21 protein-coding genes are annotated in these 24,319 nt (G+C 61.5%); 8 read left to right on the top strand and 13 right to left on the bottom strand.

Translation table 11 applies throughout. The features are described from left to right. Positions 1-4: 4 nt before the first annotated feature. The 9 genes from O9281_RS08320 to O9281_RS08360 all read right to left on the bottom strand — a co-directional run bounded on the left by O9281_RS08320 (position 5) and on the right by O9281_RS08360 (position 10,454). The gene (locus tag O9281_RS08320) at positions 5-1,120 is read right to left on the bottom strand and encodes a muconate/chloromuconate family cycloisomerase (RefSeq protein ID WP_298184513.1); all 1,116 of its coding nucleotides are present in this window, start codon (positions 1,118-1,120) and stop codon (positions 5-7) included. 104 nt (positions 1,121-1,224) lie between these two features. Continuing rightward, a complete protein-coding gene (locus O9281_RS08325; protein ID WP_298184515.1) occupies positions 1,225-2,121 on the bottom strand; it encodes an ornithine cyclodeaminase family protein in 897 nt (298 codons plus the stop codon). 74 nt (positions 2,122-2,195) lie between these two features. After that, on the bottom strand, positions 2,196-3,185 hold the full coding sequence (locus tag O9281_RS08330; RefSeq protein ID WP_298184517.1) for a threonine/serine dehydratase: 990 nt from the start codon (positions 3,183-3,185) through the stop codon (positions 2,196-2,198). Next, positions 3,176-4,243, bottom strand: coding sequence for a DUF2817 domain-containing protein (locus O9281_RS08335; protein ID WP_298184519.1), 1,068 nt, complete (start codon positions 4,241-4,243; stop codon positions 3,176-3,178). Before O9281_RS08335 ends, O9281_RS08330 begins: the two co-directional genes overlap by 10 nt. Further along, complete coding sequence (locus O9281_RS08340; RefSeq protein ID WP_088308483.1) at positions 4,240-5,262, bottom strand: carbon-nitrogen hydrolase family protein; 1,023 nt, start codon at positions 5,260-5,262, stop codon at positions 4,240-4,242. The genes O9281_RS08335 and O9281_RS08340 overlap by 4 nt, the downstream gene beginning before the upstream one ends. Then, complete coding sequence (locus tag O9281_RS08345) at positions 5,172-6,521, bottom strand: MFS transporter (protein ID WP_298184525.1); 1,350 nt, start codon at positions 6,519-6,521, stop codon at positions 5,172-5,174. The genes O9281_RS08340 and O9281_RS08345 overlap by 91 nt, the downstream gene beginning before the upstream one ends. Next, positions 6,518-7,357, bottom strand: coding sequence for a TauD/TfdA family dioxygenase (locus tag O9281_RS08350; protein WP_298184527.1), 840 nt, complete (start codon positions 7,355-7,357; stop codon positions 6,518-6,520). Before O9281_RS08350 ends, O9281_RS08345 begins: the two co-directional genes overlap by 4 nt. Next, complete coding sequence (locus tag O9281_RS08355) at positions 7,354-8,835, bottom strand: aldehyde dehydrogenase family protein (RefSeq protein ID WP_298184528.1); 1,482 nt, start codon at positions 8,833-8,835, stop codon at positions 7,354-7,356. The genes O9281_RS08350 and O9281_RS08355 overlap by 4 nt, the downstream gene beginning before the upstream one ends. Then, on the bottom strand, positions 8,832-10,454 hold the full coding sequence (locus O9281_RS08360; RefSeq protein ID WP_298184529.1) for a GMC family oxidoreductase: 1,623 nt from the start codon (positions 10,452-10,454) through the stop codon (positions 8,832-8,834). Before O9281_RS08360 ends, O9281_RS08355 begins: the two co-directional genes overlap by 4 nt. Before the next feature lie 207 nt (positions 10,455-10,661). Here O9281_RS08360 and O9281_RS08365 point away from each other — a divergent pair, with 207 nt between their 5' ends. The 5 genes from O9281_RS08365 to O9281_RS08385 all read left to right on the top strand — a co-directional run bounded on the left by O9281_RS08365 (position 10,662) and on the right by O9281_RS08385 (position 15,964). Next, entirely contained in the window at positions 10,662-11,687 is a 1,026-nt protein-coding gene (locus tag O9281_RS08365) for a helix-turn-helix transcriptional regulator (RefSeq protein WP_298184530.1), read from the top strand. 61 nt (positions 11,688-11,748) lie between these two features. Next, positions 11,749-12,783: an MDR family oxidoreductase gene (locus O9281_RS08370; RefSeq protein ID WP_298184532.1), complete on the top strand. Its 1,035-nt coding sequence runs from the start codon at positions 11,749-11,751 to the stop codon at positions 12,781-12,783. Between the two features lie 26 nt (positions 12,784-12,809). Beyond that, entirely contained in the window at positions 12,810-14,345 is a 1,536-nt protein-coding gene (locus O9281_RS08375; RefSeq protein ID WP_298184533.1) for an AMP-binding protein, read from the top strand. Then, on the top strand, positions 14,346-15,545 hold the full coding sequence (locus O9281_RS08380) for a thiolase family protein (RefSeq protein ID WP_298184534.1): 1,200 nt from the start codon (positions 14,346-14,348) through the stop codon (positions 15,543-15,545). Then, positions 15,542-15,964: an OB-fold domain-containing protein gene (locus O9281_RS08385; protein WP_298184535.1), complete on the top strand. Its 423-nt coding sequence runs from the start codon at positions 15,542-15,544 to the stop codon at positions 15,962-15,964. The genes O9281_RS08380 and O9281_RS08385 overlap by 4 nt, the downstream gene beginning before the upstream one ends. Here O9281_RS08385 and O9281_RS08390 read toward each other — a convergent pair. Beyond that, positions 15,950-16,558: a c-type cytochrome gene (locus tag O9281_RS08390; protein ID WP_298184536.1), complete on the bottom strand. Its 609-nt coding sequence runs from the start codon at positions 16,556-16,558 to the stop codon at positions 15,950-15,952. The two genes, O9281_RS08385 and O9281_RS08390, sit on opposite strands and share 15 nt — an antisense overlap. Before the next feature lie 205 nt (positions 16,559-16,763). On the opposite strand from O9281_RS08390, the gene O9281_RS08395 reads away from it, so the two are divergent. Both O9281_RS08395 and O9281_RS08400 read left to right on the top strand, forming a co-directional pair. After that, positions 16,764-19,070: a TonB-dependent receptor gene (locus O9281_RS08395; protein ID WP_298184538.1), complete on the top strand. Its 2,307-nt coding sequence runs from the start codon at positions 16,764-16,766 to the stop codon at positions 19,068-19,070. A gap of 80 nt (positions 19,071-19,150) precedes the next feature. Beyond that, complete coding sequence (locus tag O9281_RS08400) at positions 19,151-20,122, top strand: hypothetical protein (protein ID WP_298184539.1); 972 nt, start codon at positions 19,151-19,153, stop codon at positions 20,120-20,122. Positions 20,123-20,134: 12 nt separating this feature from the next. Here O9281_RS08400 and O9281_RS08405 read toward each other — a convergent pair whose 3' ends face one another. From O9281_RS08405 to O9281_RS08415, 3 genes are read right to left on the bottom strand one after another with little or no spacing between them, the layout of a single operon-like run. Continuing rightward, positions 20,135-21,280, bottom strand: coding sequence for a PLP-dependent transferase (locus O9281_RS08405; protein ID WP_298184540.1), 1,146 nt, complete (start codon positions 21,278-21,280; stop codon positions 20,135-20,137). Positions 21,281-21,286: 6 nt separating this feature from the next. After that, a complete protein-coding gene (locus O9281_RS08410; protein WP_298184541.1) occupies positions 21,287-22,123 on the bottom strand; it encodes an SDR family NAD(P)-dependent oxidoreductase in 837 nt (278 codons plus the stop codon). Continuing rightward, the gene (locus tag O9281_RS08415; protein WP_298184542.1) at positions 22,120-22,614 is read right to left on the bottom strand and encodes a nuclear transport factor 2 family protein; all 495 of its coding nucleotides are present in this window, start codon (positions 22,612-22,614) and stop codon (positions 22,120-22,122) included. The genes O9281_RS08410 and O9281_RS08415 overlap by 4 nt, the downstream gene beginning before the upstream one ends. Here O9281_RS08415 and O9281_RS08420 point away from each other — a divergent pair. Beyond that, positions 22,589-24,277, top strand: coding sequence for an FAD-binding oxidoreductase (locus O9281_RS08420; protein ID WP_298184543.1), 1,689 nt, complete (start codon positions 22,589-22,591; stop codon positions 24,275-24,277). The genes O9281_RS08415 and O9281_RS08420 overlap by 26 nt on opposite strands. The last annotated feature ends 42 nt before the right edge of the window (positions 24,278-24,319 follow it).

Consider the following 24,319-nt stretch of genomic DNA (forward strand, 5'->3'; position numbering starts at 1 on the left):
CTCCTTAGTGACGCCGAAAACGATCAAGCTTGGAACGATCGACGCTGACTCCCAAGCCCGGGCCCTGGGGAACGATCAGGCCGAAGTCCCGGTAGACCAGCGGCTCGGCCAGAATTTCCTCGACCATCAGCAGCGGGCCGAACAATTCAGTGTGCCAGACAAAGTCGGGCAGACAGGCAAATAGCTGCGCGGATGCCGCGGTCCCGATCCCGCCTTCGAGCATGGTGCCGCCGTAAAGCGCAATTCCCGCTGCTTGGGCAATTGCGGCGACCTCACCGGTCGGCACAAGCCCGCCCGACTGCGTGATCTTGAGTGAGAAAGCATCGCCTGCCCGTGCCTTGGCCAGCTGGCGCGCGCTGTCAGGGCCGGTCAGCGCTTCATCGACCATGATCGCGATATCGTGTCTGTCGGCAAGCTCGGCCATGCCTTCGAAGTCCGCCTTGCCCAGGGGCTGCTCAATCAACACGACACCTGAGTCCTGCAGCAATGCGGCACCTTGCTCCGCCTGATGACGTGTCCAGGCCTGATTGACATCGACCCGAACCGAGGCCCGCCCTTCAAAGGCCCGCGCGATCGCGCCGACATGCGCGCAGTCAGCTGCAACATCGCGCTTGCCGATCTTAAGCTTGAAATGGCGGTGACGACGCGCTTCCAGCACACGCTCACCTTCCTCGATGTCGGTCGCTGTATCACCGCTGGCCAGCGTCCAGGCCACTTCAAGCCGATCGATCCGTCGCCCGCCCAGCAGCTCGGAAACCGGCAGTCCGCGTGCCTGACCCAATCCATCGAGCAGCGCGGTCTCGACCGCGCACTTGGCAAAGCGATTGCCGACGATGTGGCGCGAAAGCAGCGCCATGCAGGATGCCGCATCATCAGCATCGCAGCTCTTCAGGATCGGCGCGAAGTAAGTTTCGATGTTGATCTTGATGCTTTCGGGGCTTTCCTCGCCATAGGCGAGCCCGCCAATGGTGGTCGCTTCGCCCACACCCACGATGCCGTCGCTACGCCGCAAGAAGACAAGCACTACTGCCTGGCTGTGCATGGTCGCCATTGCCAGGACGTGCGGACGGATCGTCGGAATGTCCGCGATCACCACCTCGACTTGTTCAATCCTGACCATCGCAGCCGCCAATCTCCCGAGCATGGGTCTGCCAGAAAGTCACGGCCAAGAATTATTGCATGTGCGCGATTAGCTATGCCGGATTGATCGCCGGGCCGTGGACGTCATACGCTTGCAAGTGTCCCGAGATCGGCGACGCGCGCCAGTTCGAAAATGCGCCGCGCGGTCACGATATCTTGGGCGGCCACGCCGAGTGACTTGTAGACCGTGATCTCGTGATCGGATTGGCGTCCGGCAATCTCCCCGGTGGCCACAGCCCCGATCTCGCCCTGAATATGGTCATCGCCAACCAAACCAGCCGCACGGGCATGCAGGAATTCGCCTGCCTGATCCATGGTTGAAGGCAGATAGTCGATGAAAAAGCGGCTTCTGGTGACGACCTCGTCGTCGGCTTCGCGCTTGTCGGGAAAGCTTGATCCCACCAGATTGACGTGCATGCCCGGGGCAAGCTGGCGGCCGAACAGGATCGGCTCGCTGGCGGCGGTAAGGGTGCAGACAATATCGGCTCCATCCAGAGTTTCATCGACCGTCCTGCAGGCGCGTCCGCCTTTCTCGCGGGCGAGGCGCTCGGCATTGTCCTTATTGATGCCCCAGATACGCAGATCATCGATCGCTCGCACGGCGCGCAAAGCATCGATATGCGCCGCGGCCTGCTCGCCCGTGCCCAGGATCGCCAGTTTGCGCGCATCCTTGCGGGCCAGCAGGTCCGTGGCATTGGCGGTTGCCGCCGATGTCCGCACGGCGGTGACGGTGCCGCCGCACAGGATCGCTTCGGGCACCAATCCATCGGCATCGTAAAGCACCATCAGGCCAAGATGGCTGGATCCCTTCCGCCGGGCCGGCGGGACCAGACTGACCAGCTTGACCCCGGCCGAATTGACCTCTGCGCCGACATAACCGGGCATCATCCCGACCGCGCCCATATCGCCGGGCAAGACCAGAGCGCGACGCAGCGGCAGTTCGACTTCGCGGCGGCTGACGGCAATCATCGCCTCGCGCATCCAGCCGATCAGCTTGTCGGGCGGCGCCAACCGGCGGATCGTGGCGCCATCGATGATCCGCAGCTGTGAGGACATCAGGAATCCTTTTCGCGCAGCAGGTCGGCGTGGGTCTTGGGATCGATATTGGTCCCGCAGACAATGATCCCGACCCGCTTGCCGGCCAGTTCATCGCGCAAGGGCCCGACCAGTGCCGCTGTCCCGGCCGCAGCCGCCGGTTCGACCGCCAGCTTCATCTCGTCGAACAAGAGCCGCATCGCAGACCGGATCGCATCGTCGCTGACCGTCAGCAGGTGGTCGATATTGGCGCGGCAAATGCCAAAGCTGTAGGGCAGCGCCATCGGCGGCCCCAGACTGTCGGCAATGGTCTGTACCTTGTCCAGCCGCTGCGGTTCACCAGCGGCAAAGCTGCGGCTCATACTGTCGGCGCCTTCGGGCTCGACCCCATAGACCTTGCAGTCCGGCATCAGTTGTTTGGCCACCAGCGCCACTCCGCTTGCCAACCCGCCGCCGCCAACCGGGATTATCAGCGCATCGAGCGGTCCGGTTTGCTCGCAGATCTCAAGGCCCAGCGTGGCCGTGCCCAGGGTGACGTTATGCCCGTCGAACGGATGGATGAAGGTGCGTCCTTCCTCGGCAACGATCGATTCCGCAAGGGCGAAGCAGGCCGGGCCATCCCCGCCGATGATCACCTCGGCGCCGTAAGCCCGGGCCGCAGCGACCCTGGCCGGATTGGCCGAGGACTGCATCACCACCTTGGCATCAACGCCCAGGGCCTGCGCCGCATAAGAGACGGCGATGGCATGGTTTCCGGCGCTGACCGCGGTCACCCCGCGTCCGCGCGCAGCGTCATCAAGCGCCAGAATCCCAAGCAATGCGCCGCGCGCCTTGAAGCTTCCGGCACGCTGGAACAGCTCAAGCTTGAGCATAACCTGGGTATCAGGTCCCAGACGTTCTGCCAGCATTCGGCCTTGCCAGCGATGCACCGGCGTCTGGTTGATGAAACCGGCAATCGCGGCGGCCGCCCCGCGCGCATCATCGATCGAGGGAATCTGGTCTAGTTGCATTGGCTAAGCCCTCTGATCGCAGCATCGATGATTTGCGCGCCGCGCAGCAGCACCAGTTCCTGCCAGTCGCTGTCCTGCGGGCAATGCATCTCAAGGTTGGCCAGGGCGACTGCCCGGCCAGCTTCGGTCTGCGCCAGGCCATTGGCGTGAACGCGGTGGTCTTCGAGCAGGACGGGCAAGGATGTGACGGCGGGATAGGTCCCGAACTCAACCACGATCGAGGTCAGGTTGCGATCCTCCAGAACCTGAACATAGCCATCGGTAGTGTGGCCCGAGGCGCTATGCGATCCCTTTTCGGCGCGCGGCGCAATGATATTGTCGCCAAAGTAGCGCTTCACTCGGTCGAGGTCAGCACCTTGGTGCATGGAGACCGGGATCACCTCTCCCCACGGACCAAGGCCGGAATGAAACTCAACGATGCAAACTTGCTTGGCCGCGCGAGCTTGGTCCAGCAGAATAGTCTTGACTGTCTGATGTGCCCAGGTTGGCTGATGTCCGCCAAATGAAAATCCTTCCGGATGGCGGTATTGGCCGCCCATCAGGCTTTCGATAGCTTCGCGCTCTCCCAGTTTCTCGTAAAGCCGACTGACGACACCGGCGGCCTCACCTGCTGCAAGTCCCATCAGATCGTCATGCAGCACTTCATATGCCGGATTCTCGGGCATCGGCTCTGAAGGATCGAGAAAATTGCGGGCGAGATCGACATTGTCCTCGGTATAGCGCCGGCAGTAGGACGCCCCCCAGGGATTGATCGCATGGATCACCACCATTGCCATGCCGTCTGGCAGGGAAACCGCACCGCCGCGCTCAAGCCAATCACACACGCAGGCTGATCCGGCATAGTGCTCGACGCCGTGCACCCCGGTTACCAGCACGACCAGATGATCGGCATCGTCCGGCCCTATCCGCGCCACATCGGTAGCCAGATTTTCTCCTGCACTTCCCTTCAATGGGTGCGCGATACTCGTGATTCTCGCGCCAGCGCGGCTTGCCGCCGTCAGGAACCGATCACGGCTTTGCGAAAAGTCGCGTGCAAAAGGCCGCGTAGTTACCGTCATCCAATCATGTCCACCGGTGGCTTGGGCCGTCGATCCCAACGCAACTGGAAGATATCCGGACGGGAATAATGGCCGGTTCCGTCAAACCAGGCCTTGGTCCGGACTATCCGCTCCAGATCAATCTCAGCGGTCACGATCGTTTCCTCGCCGAAAACAGGCTCGGCTAGATACTGCCCGTCCGGGCCGATGATCGCGCTGCCGCCGTTCATCGCATATTGCATCGGATCGCAATTGCTTTCGGGCATGCCCGGCATGATCCGGTCCTGCGCCATCACCTCGCGCGCAGAAATCACGAAGCAGCCGTTCTCGAACGCGATCTGCCGGTTTGCAGCGTCGATGATGTCGGTGATGAAGGGAAAGCCGGGCCATTGCGCGGCATGAACCTGGATACCCAGCCCGTTCAGGGCGTAGCGTGCCGGGGCCATATGATGTTCGAAGCAGAGCAGTCCGCCAATCTTGCCGAGCGGCGTATCGTAAACCGTCAGATCCGAGCCATCGCCCTGGCCCCAGACCAGGCGCTCCTGCAGGGTCGGCATCATCTTGCGGTGGCTGCCCAGCAGACTGCCGTCAGGACCGATGTCGAACTGGGTATTGTAGATTGTGCCGCCGGCCTTTTCGTTGGCGCTGATCACCACATGCGCGCCGTGTTTGGCGGCTGCATCCATGACCGGTTGCAAGGCATCGCTGTTCCGGTCGATTGCGCCCGCGTGCAGCGCGTGCAACCAGGCCTGGAATTCCGGCGAGGCGCCGGGCAGGCCGGAGAAATAGGGATAGCCTTGCAGGAACGTCTCGGGAAAGACGACTAACCTGGCGCCCTGGCGCGCAGCCTCGGCAATTGCCTGCGCGGCCTTTTGCGCGCCGGCCTTGGGATCATGGACGCAGGGGGTCCATTGGACTGCGGCGGCGATATATGGAGCGATCTTGCTCATTATTGATGTCCTCCAGCCCGGCGGGCCAACCATTTGCGAATAATCGCGTGACGCTTTTGGGTGATGGGATAGTTCCAGATCAGCAGGCATCCTGCCAAGGCAATGATTCCGGGCAGGATCAAGGTGACCAGCCTGAGCGCCTCAACTCCTTGCGGGGTCACCGGCGCCTGCGGGTCGAAGCCAAGATTTCCGGCCAGCGTCAGTGCCAGACCGACCCCGATTGCCAGCGCCATCTTTTGTACGAAAGCATAGAGCGCGAGGTACAACGCGGAATCGTCGCTGCCGCCTTTGAGCATCCCGTAGTCGACCGTGTCGGCGATGATCGCGGGCGGCATCACCCAGATCACCGGGGTCATGAAGCCAGCCATAATGTAAACTGCAATGGCTCCGGCAAACCCGCCCTGGGGCACGAAGTGAAAGCCCTGGTGCGCCAGAAAATAGCCCATTGCGCCCAACACCAGAACCCGGTGCCGTCCAAGCCGGTTGGCCAGTTTGTTCCACGCCGGCAGCGAGATCAAAGCCATCAGATATTGCGCAAGGATCAGCCAGAGGAAATCGGCCCGGCCCAACCCCAGCCCTTCAGTGACATAGAACAGGATGGTCGAATTATGGAAGGCGCCGCCTAGCCAGACCACGAAGATCGCGACCAGCATGCGCAGCAGAGGCTTGTTCTTGCGCAGCAGCCCAAGCGCCGCGAACAGCCCCAGCGGAGGGTGCGGTTCGAATTCGCCTTGCGGCGCAGAGCGCAGGGCGATCGGCACGGTGATCGCCAGGACAACGATGATCGTCAGCGCCAGCAGCGCCAAAATCTGGCGTAATGTGGGATCGCCCTCGACAAATAGCGGCAGCACCAGCACCGGCAAGAGCGTCGCCAGGATGGTGCCGAGAATGCCGCCAGCTTCCCTGAGCGAATTGATCTGTGTGCGCCCCTCATAGTCGCGCCGGATTTCCGCTCCCCACGACATGTAGGGAATGATCACGATCGCATAGGTCACATAGAAGAGCAGCGCCGCGACCATCAGATAGGTCATACCAACGTCTGCCGGTGGCTGAAAAAATGCCCAGGTCATGACCATGAAAGCCGGAACGCCAAAAGCGATCCAGGGCTTGCGCCGACCCCATTTCCCGCGCGTGCGGTCAGACCAGTTGCCGATAATCGGATCGATCACCGCATCGAAGGCCCGCGCCGCCATGAAGATCGCACCCACAGTGGCAATGCTGATGCCGATCTCGGCGGCATAGAAGTTGGGGACGTAAGCGATCAGCAGCAAGTTGACGATCGACATGGCGATCATCGGTCCGGAATAGGCGAGCAAAGGCCACAGACGTGCTTGTTCTTGCTTGGTCATGCGGTGGCCCTTTGCTGCGGGGAATAGGGAATGACGCTTTCGCCTTTGACGGCGACCCGGTGCATCACGCGGGTCTCTGGCCAATAATCGGCCACGGCATAGTGCTGGGTCGAGCGATTGTCCCAGATCACAGTATCGCCAGCATTCCAGCTTAAGCGGACCTGGCGGTCGGGGCTTTCAGCAACGGCGAACAGGCCCTGCAGCACCGCCTCGCTTTCAGCGGCTGTGAGACCCTCAATCCGCTGGGTATATATCCGATTGACGAACAACGAGGGCTTTTCGATCTCTGGTATCCAGCGGATGATCGGGTGAATTGCAGCGATTTCCTTGCCCATTACCGTGGCAATCAGTTCGGGCGGGCGGCCATCGAGTGGAAGCTGGTGGTAGGCGGTAAGTGGCTCGAGAAAGCGCTTCATCGGCTCGCTCAGCGCCTCATATGCGGCGGTCATGCTTGCCCAGATCGTATTGCCGCCGCCGCCCGGTGGGGTCTCGACGCAGTGCAGGACGCAGACGCCTGCCGGTGGATCCTTGAAGGTGGTGTCGGTGTGCCAGACGTTGATGTCAGGCGGGTTGTCGCGGTCGTTGATCACCAGCGCCACCACGCGGTTTCTATCCGCGCAGCCGAACTTAGGGTGTGAATCGGGCATCGGCTCACCAAAGGCCCGGGCAAGTTTGACCTGCCGATCGGCGCTCAGTGGCTGGCCGCGAATTACCAGCACCTGATACTCACAAAGTGCCTGCCGAAGTTCCCTCGACGTTTCGTCATCCAGATCGGCGGAAAGGTCGATCCCGGAGATCTCTGCGCCAATATGCGGGGAGAGGCAGTTCAGCTTCATGGCGTGTCGCCGTAGTGGAATTCGACAGCCTGGAGCCGCGAATAGCTGTCCAGCGCCCCAAAGCCGCCTTCGATACCAAACCCGGACTGTTTGGCGGCCTCCGCACTGTGCGAAAAGCCCGCGCCCATACGCTGCACCGGTGCGGTCATGATTTTGGTCATACCGGCATCGATCCGATCGGCCATGCGGTGCGCCCGGCCAAGATCGCGGGTCCACACCGTCGCAGCAAGGCCATAGGGCGTGCAGTTGGCCAAGCGAACTGCCTCGTCTTCGCCTGAAAAGCGGGACACGGCCAGAACCGGGCCGAAGATCTCCTGCTGGACAATCCGGGCCGAACTGTCGGTCTGGCCGATAATCGTTGGTTCGACATAGAAGCCGCCGGTCTCGGCCAGTGCGCCGCGGCCATCGCATAAAATTTCACCACCCTGAGCCTCGGCTTCGGCAATGAAGCCTTCGACGATGTCCTTTTGCCGGGCACTGGCCAGCGGCCCGAAGCGTGTTTCGGGATTTGAAGGATCGCCCGCCTTGGTCGCCTTGGCCATGGTCACGATGCGGCTCACAAGCGCGTCATAGATCGGTGCCTCTACATACAAACGCGAACGCGCGACACAGATCTGCCCCTGGTTCTGCATCGCACCACCCAGGATTGCCGCGGCAATCGCATCCAGATCCTGCCCGGCCATGTCGGCAAAGACCACTTCCGGGGATTTGCCACCGCATTCCAGCAGCACCGGCTTGAGCGTGCTTTCGCCCACTGCCCGCATGATCGCCTTGCCGGTTGCGGTCGAACCGGTGAAGGCCACCATGTCGATGCCGCCATGGCGGACAAGAGCATCGCCGGTAGCACCGTCGCCCTGCACCAAATTGAGCACGCCGGGCGGCAGCCCCGCTTCCATGGCCAACTCGGCAATGATCGAAGCTGAGCCGGGCGACAACTCCGACGGTTTGACCACCACGGTATTGCCCGCCGCCAGCATCGGCGCGATTTTCATCATCAGGTTGATTGCCGGGAAATTCCACGGAATGATCGCGCCGATCACGCCGCGCGGCCGGCGAACCTGCATCTCAAAAGCACCAGCATCGGTCGCGGGAACCGCCCCGCGCGGCCATTTGTCAACCGCTTCGCCGTAATAGCGGGTGAACCCGGCGGCGACCATGCCGGCCTCGAACATCCCGGCACCCATCGGCTTGCCCATGTCGCGGCAATCGGCCGCCGCAATCCGTGGCGCATTGGCTTCGATCAGACCAGCCAAGGATTTGAGCATCCCGGCCCGGGCTACCGGCGGCAGCGCGCTCCATACCCCGTCAAACGCCCTGCGCGAGGACAGGACCGCCCGATCAACCGCTTCAGTCCCGGCCGCAGCAAACTCGCCTGATTTCTTTCCGCTCGCCGGGTCAATCTGCGCAATGATCCGCTGCGAGGCCGGGTCAATGCGCTGCCCGTCGATCAAGGGTGTCAGGTCGATTCTATCGCTCACGCGGCTTCACTCCTTGCTTGGCTATCCTCGCGGATCATGTCCGCCGCTTTTTCACCGATCATGATACAGGTGGCATTGATGTTGCCGGCCGGGATTGCCGGGATGATCGAGGCATCCGCAACCCAAAGTCCGTCGAGACCTTTAACCCGCAAACGGGAGTCGACGACGCCGTCGGCCCCCGGGGCCATCTTGCAGGTGCCGCTGGGGTGGTACATCAAGAACCCGGCTTCACGAATATATTGGGCAAGCCCGGCATCGCTCGTGTCCGCAGGTGAGACGATGCGCGAAACAAACGGTGCCAGGGACGGGGCCTTGAGCACGTCTAAGGCGATCCTGAGGCCAGCACTCAAACGCGCAACATCGGCGTCCTCCGCAAACAACTGATGATCAATGACCGGCGGATCAGCTGGGTTGGCGGAATTGATCGTGATCGATCCGCGCGACAAAGGCCGACACAGACCCACTGCCAGTGCCATTTGCGGCCGTGAAATGCGTTTCGCCTTGCCAGCGACAATTTCATGGGCAGACGGCGAAAGGATGATCTGAATGTCGGGAGCTGCAAGCCCGTCTTCGGTGCGGACAAAGGCCTGGGCATGCCCGATTGGTGTGCTGAGCGGTCCCTTCCGGTTCAGAACATAGTTGAGCGCGTGGATCGGCGAGCGGATGGGGCCCTGATCACTGGTCAGCGTCGGGATCGTAACTTCGAACTCGACCGTTGCGCCTGAATGCTCCATCAAGTCGGCACCCACGGCTGGGTTGTCGACAATTGTGGTAATGCCATGCTGGCTGAGCGTCTTTGTGGGCCCAATCCCTGACAGCATCAGCAGTTTGGGCGATGCGATAGCGCCGGCACTCAGGATCACCCCGCGTGCAGCCTTTGCCGTATGGCCCACCCCCCCAGTGTTGTAGCGAACACCGCTGGCCCGGCCGTTCTCGATTTCTATCCGTTCAACCATGGCGCCGGTTCGAATCGACAGATTGGCCCGGCCGCGGGCAGGGTCAAGATAGGCCGCCGCCGTACTGTGACGCGCGCCGCGTCGCTGCGATGCCTGGCATATTCCCGCGCCTTCACGCTTTGCGCCATTGAGATCATCCGATCGGCCATGGCCGAGCTCGTCGAAAGCGGCAATGAACGGACCAACCAGCGGGTGGGGCGAGCGGGGCTGTTCGACCGACAGCGGACCGCTTCCGCCGCGTTGGTCATTCGCCCCGGTATCGCTGGACTCGAGTCGCCGAAAATAGGGCAGCACATCGTCATGGCTCCAGCCGCGATTGCCCGATTGCGCCCAGAGATCGTAGTCATAGGCGTGGCCGCGCACGAACATCATGCCGTTGAGTGAACTGCCGCCACCAAGCATCTTGCCGGCGGGCCACATGTCGATACGCCCGCCTCGCGACGCATCAGGCTTGGCAAAATAGTGCCAGTTCATGTCAGGCCGCGGGAACGAGAACATCATGAAAGCTGGAACGCTGACGAACGGGTGTCGGTGATCGCGCCCCGCTTCAAGCAGCAGCACGCGGCATTTGGGATCTTCGGACAGGCGCGCGGCGATCACCGCGCCGGACGAACCCGCGCCGACAACAATGAAATCCCACTCTTCACTGCTTGTCCGCTTCATATCCGTCCCGTCTTGCATCGCTTTATGCGCACATATGCTTCTCAGGCTCCTGCTTAGGCGCATTGCGTGCAAGCCGATTATTCGAAAACACCAAAAACGCTTTGCATTTGCCTTCATTGCGGCTGGACCTGACGAGCAATGCTGGCGCCCATCGCAAGAAAGGGATAGCCTTGGCGGCACAGCCAGCTCCGGGGAGGTCAAGGCAGCTTGGGAAATCCCTACACGATTGAACCAAAATTGAGACTCTGGTCGGGCCGCCCGGATGCCCTTTCGCGCGACTATGATCCTGATCTGGTGCAGCCTTGGCGCCCCGAATACGGCTTGCGGCTGAAACCGACCGCATGGGCAGCCGAGGGCTTTCGCGAGATTACCGATATTGAAGACGGTTTCACGGTGGTGATCGGCGATATCACTCACCTTGAAGACGCATTGCAGCGCCGCACTAGCCAAAATGCCCTGAATTTCCACTTTCGCCTGTTGGGAAGCAGCAGCATCGAAGTTGAAGGCGAAGAGCCGATGACCGTGCACCAGCAAACCCTAATCCTGCTGCTTAGCCCGGACGGGATCGCCAAGACCGAACGGTTCTTCTCGGGCGAGCACGAACAATCGGTGACGATTTGCTGCCAGCCTGAATTCATTCTGAAACGCTTTCACGATTCGGGCGACAAGATGCCCAAGATTCTGAAGACTTGCCTTGAAGGCGAAACCGGACAGCCGATCTTCGCCAGCACCGCGCTCAACGTGCAAATGGCATCCGCGGTCAAGGCGTTGGTTGAAAACGAGTTCGAGCACGATTTTCGCCGGGTTTTTGTTGAGGCCAAGGCGCTGGAATTGTTGCTGCTTTCGCTGGTTGCCTTAAGCGAATGCGAGGACAGGCTTGAGCGCGGGTTCGTGCCACTGGGCCAACGTGATACAGAGCGGGTTGCTATTGTCCGCAAATCGCTCGACGATCACTTTCTTGACCCCCCATCGATTACCCAACTGGCCCGCGAAGTGGGCGTGAACGAAGCCAAACTGATGCATCTGTTCAAGCAACAGGTAGGGGAAACGATCTTCAACTATTCGCAGCGCCTCAAGATGGAACATGCCAAGACCTTGCTTGAAACGACCGAGGAATCGATCACCGAAATCGCTTTCGAGGTCGGGTATGAATACTCCAGCAACTTCACGACTGCTTTCCGCCGCCATTTCGGCGTAACCCCCAAAACCGCAAGGCAGGCAGCAGCACGGTAGTGCGCGCAAATTGCAAAGCACTTCGCCGCAACACCATAAGCGGGACCGCTGAGGTGGGCCTATGCAACAGACTGGACACGATTATGAAGAGGGCTCGCCAGTGGCGGAAAAATTCAACGCAATCCTGATCGAAGATGTCGACGGCAAGCCGCGGGCTGGCTTGACCCAGCTTTCAACCGAGCAGTTGCCGGATGAAGCGGTTCTGGTTCGCGTTTCGCATTCAACTCTGAACTACAAGGATGGCCTTGCCGTTTCGGGAAAGGGCCGGATCGCGCGCAGCCTGCCGATGGTTGCGGGCATCGATCTGGCGGGCACGGTTGAGGAATCGTCGGATCCGGCCTGGCAGAAGGGCGACCGGGTGCTGGTCAACGGCTTCGGGCTGTCAGAGAAGTACTGGGGCGGCTATAGCCAGTTTGCGCGCATGAAGCCCGAGTGGCTGGTTCGGATTCCCGACGGCTTGTCGGCCGAGGAGGCCATGGCCATCGGCACTGCCGGCTACACATCGATGCTCTGCGTATTGGCGATCGAGGACCATGGGACCAAACCGGGCGACGGCCCGGTTCTGGTCACGGGTGCCTCTGGCGGGGTCGGCTCGGTTGCGGTCATGCTGCTGGCGGCCTTGGGCTATGATGTCGTCGCCGCAAGCGGCCGGACGCAAGAGAACGAGGGCTTCCTGCTGGATCTCGGCGCTTCAAGGCTGATCGGCCGCGAAGAACTGGCGCGCGCAGCCAAGCCGCTTGAAGCCGAAACCTGGGCGGCAGTGGTTGACAGCGTCGGAGCCGAGGTGCTGGCAACCGCGCTGGCGCAAACGCGCTATGAAGGCATCGTTGCGGCATGCGGGCTAGCCGGGGGGACTGGCCTGCCAACCTCGGTCATGCCCTTCATCTTGCGCGGCGTGACCTTGCGCGGGATTGACTCGGTGATGGCATCCCAAGCGCGGCGGCAGCGTGCCTGGAACCGCTTAGCGCAGTTGGTCGACAAGGCCCGCCTGGCCAGCATCTATTCGGTCGAGCCGATGAGCGAGGTTCCGCGCCTGGCCAGCGACATCATCGATGGCAAGATTCGCGGCCGGGTCGTGGTTGACGTGAACGCCTGATCGGTACCGAATTCGGAGTAACAAGCATGGCCCACAAGGCACTTGACGGGATTATCAGCGGTGATCGCCATGCATCACTCGATGAACTACGTCGACGCACCGCAAAGGCTGCATCGGCGCTGCACGAGGCCGGCATCTGGCAGGGCGATCGGGTCGCCCTGCTTTTGCGCAATGACATCGCCTTCTTTGAAGCAACGATGGCAGCCTCGGTGCTTGGAGCAGTCACGGTGCCGCTCAACTGGCACATGACGGCCGATGAAATCGACTACATCCTGAACGATTGCGAGGCCAAACTCGTGATCGCCCATGCCGATCTGGTCGATGAGGCGCTGATCTCGGTCTGCGCCGGACGCGAACTGGTCGTGGTCGAAACTCCGCCTGAAGTGTCCGGCCAATACGATGCTTCGCGCCCAACCCGCCTATCAAATGCCCTCCCGATCTGGGGCGACTGGATCGAGGGGCATGAGGCCTGGGACCGGCCAAGCATGCAGGTGACTGGGCCGATGTTCTACACCTCGGGCACGACCGGGCAGCCCAAAGGGGTCAAGCGTTTGCCGATTTCGCCCGATGCGGTGAAAGCGGTTATGCACCGCGCGGCGGTTTCGTTTGGCATTGGCAGCGGTGAAGTTCGCTCGGTGATGACCGGACCACTTTATCACAGCGCACCCAATGCTTACGCCATGCAGGTCGTCGGTGAAGGTGGGTTGCTGGTACTGCAATCGAAATTCAACCCGCTTGAATTGCTCGAGCTGATTGAAAAGTACCGAATTACCAACCTGCACATGGTGCCAACGATGTTCGTCCGCCTGCTGGCACTCGGCGATGACGACAAGCGCCGTTTCGACTTCTCCAGCCTGCGCCATGTTGTTCACGGCGCGGCACCGTGCCCACCCGATGTGAAGCGCGCAATGATCGAATGGTGGGGTCCGGTAATCCACGAATACTACGCAATGACCGAGACTGGCTTCATTGCGATCTCGAACAGCGAAGACTGGCTGCGCTACCCTGGCAGTGTTGGCCATCCGGCTCCGGGGGTCACGATCCAGACCCGCCGCGATGACGGCAGCCAATGTGATCCTGGCGAGCCCGGTGAGATTTTCGTTCATTCCGAAACAACCGGCCATGTGGCCTACCACCGTGCCGAGCAGAAGACGGCCGAACTGCGCCATGGCGATTTCGTAGCGACCGGGGATATTGGCTATCTCAACGAGGACGGCTTCCTGTTCATTTCCGATCGCAAGACCGACATGGTCATTTCCGGAGGAGTGAACATTTACCCGGCTGAGGTCGAGCAAGCGCTGATCGGCATGCCTGGGGTGAGCGATTGCGCGGTGTTTGGTGTGCCGCACCCCGAATTCGGCGAGCAGCTCGTGGCTGCGGTCCAGCCAAGCGAAGGCGCAGAGATTGGCGAGGGTGCGGTGCAGGCTTTCCTCAAGGAACGGATCTCGTCGTACAAGGTGCCGCGGATCATCCGCATCTGCGACACGTTCCCGCGCGAGGATTCGGGCAAGGTCAAGAAGCACAAGCTGCGCCAGACCCTGTTTGGCGAAATCGCTGCCTGAATGAACGCGCCGCGAAAAGTTGCGATTGTCGGCGCCGCGGCCAGCCCGGTGGGCAGGTGGGCGCCCAGCGACCAAGACGATGACGCCCTGTTCGAGCTCGATGTGCTTGGGCCGCTGGTGATCGCGGCACTCGCCGAAGCGGGGCTGGATCGCAGCGCCGTCGATACAGCGGCCTTCGTCACGCCCAGCCCTTCAACCCGCCAGCTTGGGTTTTCGACCTATATGGCCGCGCGGCTTGGGCTGCGTTGCAATGGCTCGGTGTCTGAGGTCAGCGCGCTGGGGGTTTCGGGCGGACTTGCCTTCGATCAGGCGCTGGCCGACGTCGCTTTAGGCCGCGCTGAAACGGCTCTGGCCTTGGGCATCTCGTACCAGACCAATGCCCCCTTGCCGGTGGTCATGGAGCACAGCCTGCGCGCGGTGGGCGATGTCGATTTTCAATCGCCGTTCGGGCTTACCCCGATCAGCTGGTATGCCTTCGATGCCGCGCGCTACATGCACGAAACCGGAATAACGCGAGAGCAGATCGCCCAGATCGCGGTAAAAAGCCGCAGGCATGCAATGGCCAACGAACTGGCCCAGTTTCGCAAGGAATTGACGCTGGAAGAGGTTCTGGCCCAGCGGATGATTGTTTCCCCGCTTGGTTTGTTCGAAGTGCCATCGGTAGCCGACGGAGCAATCTGCCTGGTGCTGGCCAGCGAAGAGGCGGCCCGCGCCAGTGGCAAGCCCTATGTGACCGTGGAAGGCCGCGGCTATCATCACGAGGGCTATCACCAAATCGGCGGAAAACCCCACGATATGACCGCCTTTCCGGCCGCCCGACAGGCCGCCCGCGCGGCGTTGGATACCGCGGGAGTGAGCCTGGGCGATATCGACCTTGCGGAACTTTATGCGCCTTGCACGATCACCGAAGTCCTGGTCAGCGAAGCTATCGGATTCTGTGAGCGAGGCCGAGGCGCGCTGGACGCAATAGCTGGCGCAACCTCGCTTGGCGGGCGGATCCCGATCAACACCTCGGGCGGCTGCCTGTCGCGCGGCCACCCTCCGGCGCTGACCGGGCTATATGGATTGTTTGAGCTGCGCGAACAATTGCTTGGCCGTTGTGGCGCGCGGCAGGTCGAAGGTGCCCGGTTGGCCATGCACTGTTGCGAATCCGGAAACTACAATGCTGCCCTGATCCATGTGCTTGAGGGCCCGAAATGACACTTCCGATCATCAACATTAACGTTGACTTGCCGTCGGTACCGCGCAGTGGCCACTTCACCCGGCAATTCTGGCAGGCGCTTGGTGAAGGCCGGTTCCTGCTTCAGCAGTGCACCGCTTGCACCGCTCTGCGTTTCCCCCCCGGCAGCATTTGTGCCGAATGTCCGGGATCTGAAACGCTTTGGATCGAAGCCAGCGGCAGGGGCACGCTTTATGCACTCACCACCGTCCATGCCGGCCCGCCAGCACTGATGCGAGATGGCCCCTATACCCGGGCGATAGTCGATCTGGATGAAGGTGTTCGGCTGATTGCGGAATGGCTCGGCGATCCTGAAACCCGCTTCGACACACCTGTTGAACTTGTCGTCACGCGGTATACCAATGGCTGCCTGTTCGGCGCCCGGTCAATTGCTGCCTAGTGCGCTAGCATAGGCCGAAACCGGCGCCAGATCTTCATCTGCCAGAGCTGTTGCGGCCTGCTTCATTTGCTGCCCGGCCATGTCCGCCGGGTCATAGCCGCGCCCGCCAGCCCGGTAAGCCTTGAGGCTGGCTAGGATATACCAGTCGGCCTGGCCCGCCAGCCGCGGCGCACCAATGTCAGCATTGCCCATGCCGTCCGCGCCGTGACACGCAGCGCAGCCGTCATAGGCCTGGACTCCGCGCGCTTGGGCAGCGCTTTTGGCGATTGTCGCATGTGGTGCCGATGCCGATCGCTTGCTGTAAAAGGCCGCTGCGCGCTTGCGTTCTTCCGGACCAAGTGATTGGGCAATCACGTACATCTGCGGGCCGAACGGGTCACCCGGCTGCGTCCCGCGCGCGCCCGCCGCAAAATGGTTGAGCTGCGATTCCAGGTAGGCGGCATCGAGCCCGGCAAGCCGCGGTGCGGATCTGGCCTCAATGCCTTCGCCCTTGCTGCCATGGCAGACGGCGCAGCTTGCGACCATCTTCTGGACCTCATGCTCCTGCATGCCGGTCGACGCCGCGAACGCGATTCCCGAGGCGGCGGCCAGCAATCCGATTGGAGCAATCCAGTGTGATGTGCGAATCATGGGTATCTCCAAGCCAGCTGGCGAACCACGATAAAGCCCGCAAATCGGCCAATCTCAACGATGGATGCATTTTGCATAACAGATGCCGGGTATCCCATAAGCAGATAGCAATGTCCCGGGTTAGGGCATGAACTCAGAAATTCAGGTAACAACATTGCGGGAGGTCATCATGTCGAGAACTTGGAAGAGCTTGCTTCTGGCGAGTGGTACGTGGGCGGCACTGGCCGCAGCTCCCGCCCTGGCGCAGGACGCAGATGCCGACGAAGCCGGCAGTGGTGAAATCGTCGTTACTGCCCAAAAGCGAGCTCAGAGCGTTCAGGACATTCCCTTTACGGTGAATGCAGTCGCCGGTGAATCGCTCCAGAACGCTGGCGTTACCGATGTCTTCTCGCTCCAAACGCAGGTCCCTGGCCTCGATATCCGCACCACCAACCCGCCATCGGCAGGCGGCGCCTTTTCGATCCGTGGGCTGGGCACCGGCGTGTTCAACCTGGGCTTCGAGCCGTCGGTCGGCACCGTAATCGATAACGTTTACCGCTCGCGCTCGGGCCTGGTTGCAGGCAGCGACTTCCTCGATCTCGAGCGCGTCGAAGTGCTCAAGGGCCCGCAGGGCACGCTGTTCGGCAAGAACACCTCGGCCGGCCTGATCCACTTCGTCACCGCCAAGCCGGATCTCGGGAAGACGGCGTTCACCCTGCGCGGCGAATACGGCAATCACAAGCGCGTCAACCTGCAGGGCATGGTCAACCTGCCGCTGAGCGATACCGCTGCCCTGCGTGTTGCTGCTGGCTTCGTCGATGACGACGGCTACATTCGCGACGCCGTTACCGGTGCCGGTTATGGCGAGAAGCACCGCTTCAACATTCGCGGCCAGATACTAATTGAGCCAAGCGACAGTTTCAGCGTGCGGCTGATTGCCGACTACGCCAAGGCTGACGAGCTTTCGATAACCGCAGTCCCTTTCAAGGTGGATGCCGCAGACACGCTTGCCAACCAGGCGCTCGCAACGGCTGCCGGCTCAAGGTTCTTCGCCGATCGCTCGGACGACAAGCGCCGTGCGGCGATAAACACCGTGCCCTTGCTAAACGCGGAAGACTGGGGTCTGTCTGCCGAAATCAACTTCGACATTGGCGGCGCGACGCTCAGCTCGGTGACCTCGTATCGCAAGTTCACGGATACCTTCCAGGGTGACAACGATTTCGTCGGCACCGATATCCTCAACACCAACCAGGGCGAATCGATCAAGACCTTCACCCAGGAACTGCGTCTTTCGACCAAGGTGGGTGAGAACCTCGATCTGATGGTCGGCGGCTTCTACAGCAATGAGAAGATCCGCCGCCTCAACCAGTTCGTCTGGGGGCGCCAGATCGCTGGTAACGGCCCGGGCTTCTTCTTCCCCTGGGCCCCGGGCGTGGCCTTCACCGACAACATGGGCCAGGACGGTAGCAGCTATGGCTTCTTTGCTCACGGCATTGCCAAGCTTGACCGCCTGACGGTAACCGCCGGCCTGCGTTATTCGGGCGACAACAAGGACGGCTTCGGCAGGTTCACTTATCCCCAGCCGTTCCCGCTGCCGATGGTCTATGACTACGGCGCCGGCACGCCGGTTGCGGCGAAGGTCGACGATAGCGGAATCAGTGGCACCTTCAGCTTGGCTTACGAAGTCAGCGATGCGTCCAACATCTACGGCACCTACAGCCGCGGCTACAAGGGCGGCGGGATCAGCTTGATCCGCGATGCTGGTGGAATTCTTGTCGGCCCGCAATTCGGCCCAGCTCCGCCTCCGGGCTGCGGTGCCGGTCCGTTCCCTGGCACGTTCAGCTGCGCGCCGTCTGACCCGACCTTTGACAAGGAAACGGTCGATCACTTCGAAGTCGGCCTCAAGACCACCTTCATGGGTTCGCAAGGCCGGTTCAACCTGGCACTGTTCCACACCAAGGCACAGAACCTGCAGACTCAGGCACTGTTGCCGTCAGGCTCATTCAGCGTGATCAACATTGGTTCGGCCACTACCAAGGGTGTGGACATCGACGCGGGTGTATCGCCGGTCGAAGGGCTCGATCTGACTGCTGGCGTTGTCTATGCCGAAACGAAGGACAACAACGGCTTTGACCTTGACCATGCCCCGCGCTGGAGTGGCGGGTTTGGAGCAACCTACGAGTTCCCGATCAGCTCGAGCGGGGTCAAGGGCTTCGTGCACGGCGATCTGGCATTCAAGAGCAGCTACTTCACCACCAATGATCGCAGCGAAAAGCAGGACGGCTATTCGCTGGCCAATGCCCGGATCGGCATCCGCGGCGAAGATGATCGTTGGGAAGCGTCGCTGTGGTGCCGCAACTGCTTTGACACGAAGTATCGCACGATCGATTTCCGCATCCCGCTCGACGGCGCGCGGTTCAACTTCGACGGTGCCTCGGTGCTCAGCTACATCGGCGAATCGCGTTTCTATGGGGTAACACTGCAGTACAAGTACTGAGACTTCCTCTGCCGACGACAGCAACGAGCCCCGGATTTCCAGCGAAGTCCGGGGCTTTTGCTTAAATGGAGTGCGCGATCATGCGGGTCTGCAAACTGATGGCCGGATTGGCAATCGCACTTGCGGCTTCGGGAACCGCCGCTGCCGGGCCGTGCAAGCTCGATCAGCGCGCCTCCGCTCGTACAGTTGCGGGTATGGATACTGAACTGGCGACTGCCAACAGCGCGAACCGTCGCTCGGCCTATGAGCGATACATTGCGCTATTCGATCCAGGCGCCAGGGTATTCGGACTGGTTGCCGATCGGATCGGAACGATCGAGGATGTGCGAAAGCACTACCGGGCAGTGTTCTTCGAACTGCAGAACGGCACGCTGGTCGAGGATGATCGAATTGTCGTGGGCGAGATGGGGGCGCATCGCTATCACTCAATGCTGACGCTCAACGGCACTTTTGACGGGGTTGTAGCCAAGGACAAGCCGGTCACCCTGCGCGGCCAGACCTTCTTCCGCTATGGTAGCGACGGACGGATCGTCGAGCGCTGGTCGAATCACGACCACGCCTACCGCATGGGCCAGTTGCTGGGCGACAAGGGGCGTGATGAAGGTGCCCGGATCGCTGCCCAGCTCAACGGGCCAGGGCTGAGCGAGGAGCAGGGCTATACCTTCGTCACGCGCTTCACCAATTCGTTCAGCCGGGTTGAGGCACCGGCACAGCGCAGAACCGAAGTGGCCGGCATGCTCGCTGACGGGCTGATCGTCCACGGCCTGAACTGCGGCAATGCAAGCAAGGCTGATTTGCTCGCATACTACGACGGCCTCTGGGCTGCTTTTCCCGATCTGCACATGAAGCTGGCGGGTGAGCCGATGTCGGGGTGGTCGATGGTGGCGTTCCGCTGGCAGGCCCGCAGCTCGCAACGTGCGCCTTGGCGGGCCCAGAGCCCCGGTTACCGCACGATCGCAACCTGGAGAGGACAGGCGATCGCGCGGCTCAACGGCGACAGCAAGATCACAGAGCTTTGGCTGAACGAAGAACCGGTCAGCTTTGATCGATAGTTTGCAAGTGCTTCAAAGGATCCGATCGAGTTCGGTGACTATGTCCTCCGGATCCTCAAGGCCGATGGACAGCCGGACGAAACCCGCCGTCTGGCTGTAATATCGTTCGCTTGCCGTGCCGCCATTGCAACTGGTTATCGCCATTCCGAAGCTGGGGCCAAAACGGATGAAGCTGCTGCGGTTCGCCATGCGTGCGACGGCTTCGGCTCCGCCCTTGTGGAAAAACGTGATCACGCTGCCCCCAAGATGGCCGCAGTCAGCGGCAAACGGATCGCGCCAATGGTAGCCCGCCAACCCAGGATAGATCAATTCAGCGATGCGAGCATCGGTCGCCAGCTTCGTCGCGACTTGAAGCGCCGATGCGCTGGTTTGCCTGACACGAAGGTCAAGAGATCGCACCCCGTCGAGGATTTTACCTCCCACCTGCGGTGCCAGCACGCCACCCAAGGTCCAGCGCATCCTTGCAACGGGATTGATCAGTTCGGATCGTCCGATCGCCACCCCGCCCATCGCTTCGCCAAAACCGCCGATGATCTTTGTCAGGCTGTGGATGACAATATCGACACCATGTTCAAGCGGGCGAAGGATGGCTGGTGACAACAGAGAGTTATCGGCGATGGAAATACCCCCATAAGCCTTGCACAACGCGGCGATTTCGCTTGCGGGGCAATAGGCGAGGGCAGGATTGCTGAGTGGTTCAAAGAACAGAACCTTGGGCCTGTGCCGTGCAAGGTCTGCTTCAAGCATTGCAAGATCGTTAGTGTCGGAGGCAATTGCCTGGATGCCCCACCTGCCCAAATGATTGGCCAGGAAATCGACAGTATTGGGATAGGCCCACTTCGAATAGATAAGCCTGTCGCCAACAGAAAGCTGCGCCAGCAGACATTGCGAAATGGCGGACATGCCTGAGGCAGCGCATACCGCGAGCTCGCCCCCTTCAAGCGCTGCCAGAGCTTCTTCCAATGCCCATACTGTGGGGCTACCAGCGCGGGCATATTCGACCCGCTGCGTCGGATCGGTCGGATCGCGTGGAGGAAGATAGCCTGGTACCGGATCATCCTGGCCAACAGGAAAGAAGTTTGCGGTATTTATCGGTATTCCGCTGCCGAAGCCACGGTTACCAAGCTGGTTAGCCTGGGTGGGTGGTTTGCCGACCATCGTCAACTAGTCCTTGCCAAATAGGCGCCTGCGCCAACGGCTTTCCAGCCACTTGCGCCCCAGCAGTCTCGGCGCCAGCCAATTGCTGACATAGCCCGGTGTCACAACATAGCGGGCGCGCGGTTCGCGAGTATTGCAGGCCAGCTCGACTGCTTGCGCAACCCGCAAGGGATCGAGCGCAGTCTGGGCCTCTTTGCCCATGTGCTTCGCCATGCGTCCGAAGGCCGGGCCGAATTCGCTATCTGCGCCTTCGATCGGGGTATCCGGCCCGAGTTTTGAACCGATCGCGGTGCGCACCGATCCGGGGGCGATTACCGAGGTGTGGATGCCGTGCTGGCCAAGCTCGACCCTAAGGCTCCCGGCCAGGCCTTCGATGCCGTGCTTGGCAGCGGAATAGGCGCCGCAGAAGGGCAAGGGATCGACCCCGGCGAGCGAGCCGATGAAAACGATCCGTCCGCCCGGGCGGCGCAGCAGGGGAAACAGCGCGCGGGTGATCGCAAAAGGCGCGATCAGATTGAGCTCGATCGCAGATCTGAACCCGGCAACCGATTGATAGACCGCTGCGGCCGGCATGCTGGTTCCGGCGTTGTTGCACAGCACATCGAGCGGCGCGCCTTCGAGCAGCGCTTCGACCTCGGCAGGCAGTTGCGAGATGCGGACCTGATCGGTCACGTCGAGCAAGATCGGGCTGAACTGCTTGCCTCCCCGTTCGGTCAGTTGGGCGGCGTCTTCGAGCCTGCGCACCGTTCCCAAAACCCGCCAGCCGCGCGCCAGAAAATGCTCTGCGGTTGCCGCGCCGATACCGCTGGAGACTCCGGTGATCAGGATTGAGCGCGCAGTCATGCACCGCCGGGCGCGGGCAGATCGTTGCCCATATCAACTGCGATCTTCCACGTGCCATCAGTCTGCCGCTTCCACACGAACAGCACCTTGCCCTCGCCGCGGTGCCCAGGCAGCGACTCGCCGCTGGTCCGCATCAGCAGACGGCTGCGATAGGTACCCCAGGTATAGGCAAGGTCGCCTTCCTGCCGGATCCCGGTCAGGTCTACCGACATCTCCGGTACCGTCAGGTTCTGGGCAACAAAACTGCCAAAACCGCGCAGCCCCGATTTGCCGTCCAGAGCCGGCATGCGGTTGTGCAGACCGACGACGTCATCGGTGAAGATCATCAGCCAGCGCTCGACATCGCCCGCCTTGAACGGCGCGATATAGTCCGCATCGATCCGGGCCTGCGCCGCTGGAAGCGAAAACGACGCTGCCGCGGCGACTGCGCCCGCGGGTTGCGGACCGCCGCTTTGCGAAGCCGGAGTGCAGCCGGCCAGTGCCCCTGCCATCAAAGTCAGCCAAATTCTCATAGGTCACCTCTCAACCGCATCCTATCAAGCGCGGGCCGGTTGTCGCTATGCTGCCTCGCTTGTTCATTATTCGGATGCGCATAAGATCGACGGACTTGCGCAAAGGACGGGCATCGGCATTGCGACTTATAACGCAATCTCGAAAACTGCGGCTGGAGGGTTGGCGATGACGGATGGGGGCTTCGTGCTGAACAGGCGGACGTGGTTAGCTGGCGCTTCCTCGCTCGGAGCCGTCGGCTTGCTCCCACTCGGCGGCTGCAGCTTCGGGTCGCTGCCCCCGCTGTCGCTCGATGGCCGCGTCATCACGCCCTCTGCAGCCGACTATGAGGCCTGGCGCACCGGCGTGGTCTGGCAGTCGCGCAAACCGGTTCGCAAGCCCGCAATGATCGTGCGGCCAAATACTGTCGAAGCTGTGCAACAGGCGGTGGCCTATGCCCGCGCGAACAAACTGAAAGTCTCGACCAAATCCTCGGGCCACAACTTGTGGGGCAATTACCTGCGCGACGAGGGCATGCTCATCGACATGTGGAATTTCCGCAAGGTCGAGATTGAACCCGGTGGTGAGAGCGCCTGGATCGAGCCGAGCGTGTGGAGCCGCGACATCATGGTGGCCCTGGGCAAGCAAGGCCGGGCCTTTCCGGCTGCCCATTGTGCTTCTGTGGGCATGGGTGGTTATCTCCTGGGCGGCGGCGTTGGTCTCAACTGGGAGAATTGGGGCGGGCTTTCGGCGCACAGCATAATTGGCGCGGAAGTCGTCACCGCTGACGGCAAGCTGCGCATGATTGACGATGCCAATGATTCCGATCTGGCCTGGGCGCTGCGCGGCGCCGGAAACGGGTTCCCGGGGATCGTTACGCGTTTTCACGTCAAAACCTATGCCGCACCAAAGATCGTCACTTCGGCGACCTACATCTTCCCCGCCTTGCGTACCGGTGAAGCCATCGCTTGGTTGGAAGACATGAAAGCGCGCGGCATGCTTGCTGGCTGCGAACCGCTGATTATTCTGGCCCACAGCCCGATGGCCGCGCCCGATGCCACAGGCCCAGAAGCCAAGGCCTGCGTCGCCCGGATCAATCTGTTTGGCACCTCGGAAGCCGCAGCCGCAAAGCAGTTGGCCGCGATCGCAGCCGAACCAATTGCCGCGACTGCGCTGATGAAGGTTCCGCGCGAGGACTGGAGCTTTGAGAAGAGCTATTTCGAGACGCTCAATTACAAGGGCGCGTTCAACTACGGCTTCTTTGGCGTCGATAGCATCTGGACCAACCGAAGCGCAGAAGCATTGCCGGTGTTGGCCCAGCAGTTTCTCGATTCCCCTGGACCCGGATCGCATGTCGTCATGTCACTGATCGATCCCGCACCGCACCCCGCAAATGCCGCTGCGCGCATTCACGGCAAGCTTTACATCGGGGTCTATTCGATCGGCGATACCCCCGAAAAGGGCGAGGCCGCGATCGGCTGGCTGCGCAAGACTTCGGATGCGCTCGCACCCTATGCCTCTGGCCGGTACATTAACGAAATTGATGTCGAACGCGATGTGGCCCAAGTCGCCAGCTGCTTTGTGCCCGATGACTGGAAGCGCCTGCAGGCCGTCCGCAGCAAGTACGACCCGGACGGCATCTTCCAGACCTATCTGGGCACTTGATCGACGCACCCTTCGCAAAGCAATTCGTGGCCCTTCCATAAT

The sequence above is a fragment of the Novosphingobium sp. genome, assembly GCF_027531025.1.
Taxonomy (GTDB): domain Bacteria; phylum Pseudomonadota; class Alphaproteobacteria; order Sphingomonadales; family Sphingomonadaceae; genus Novosphingobium.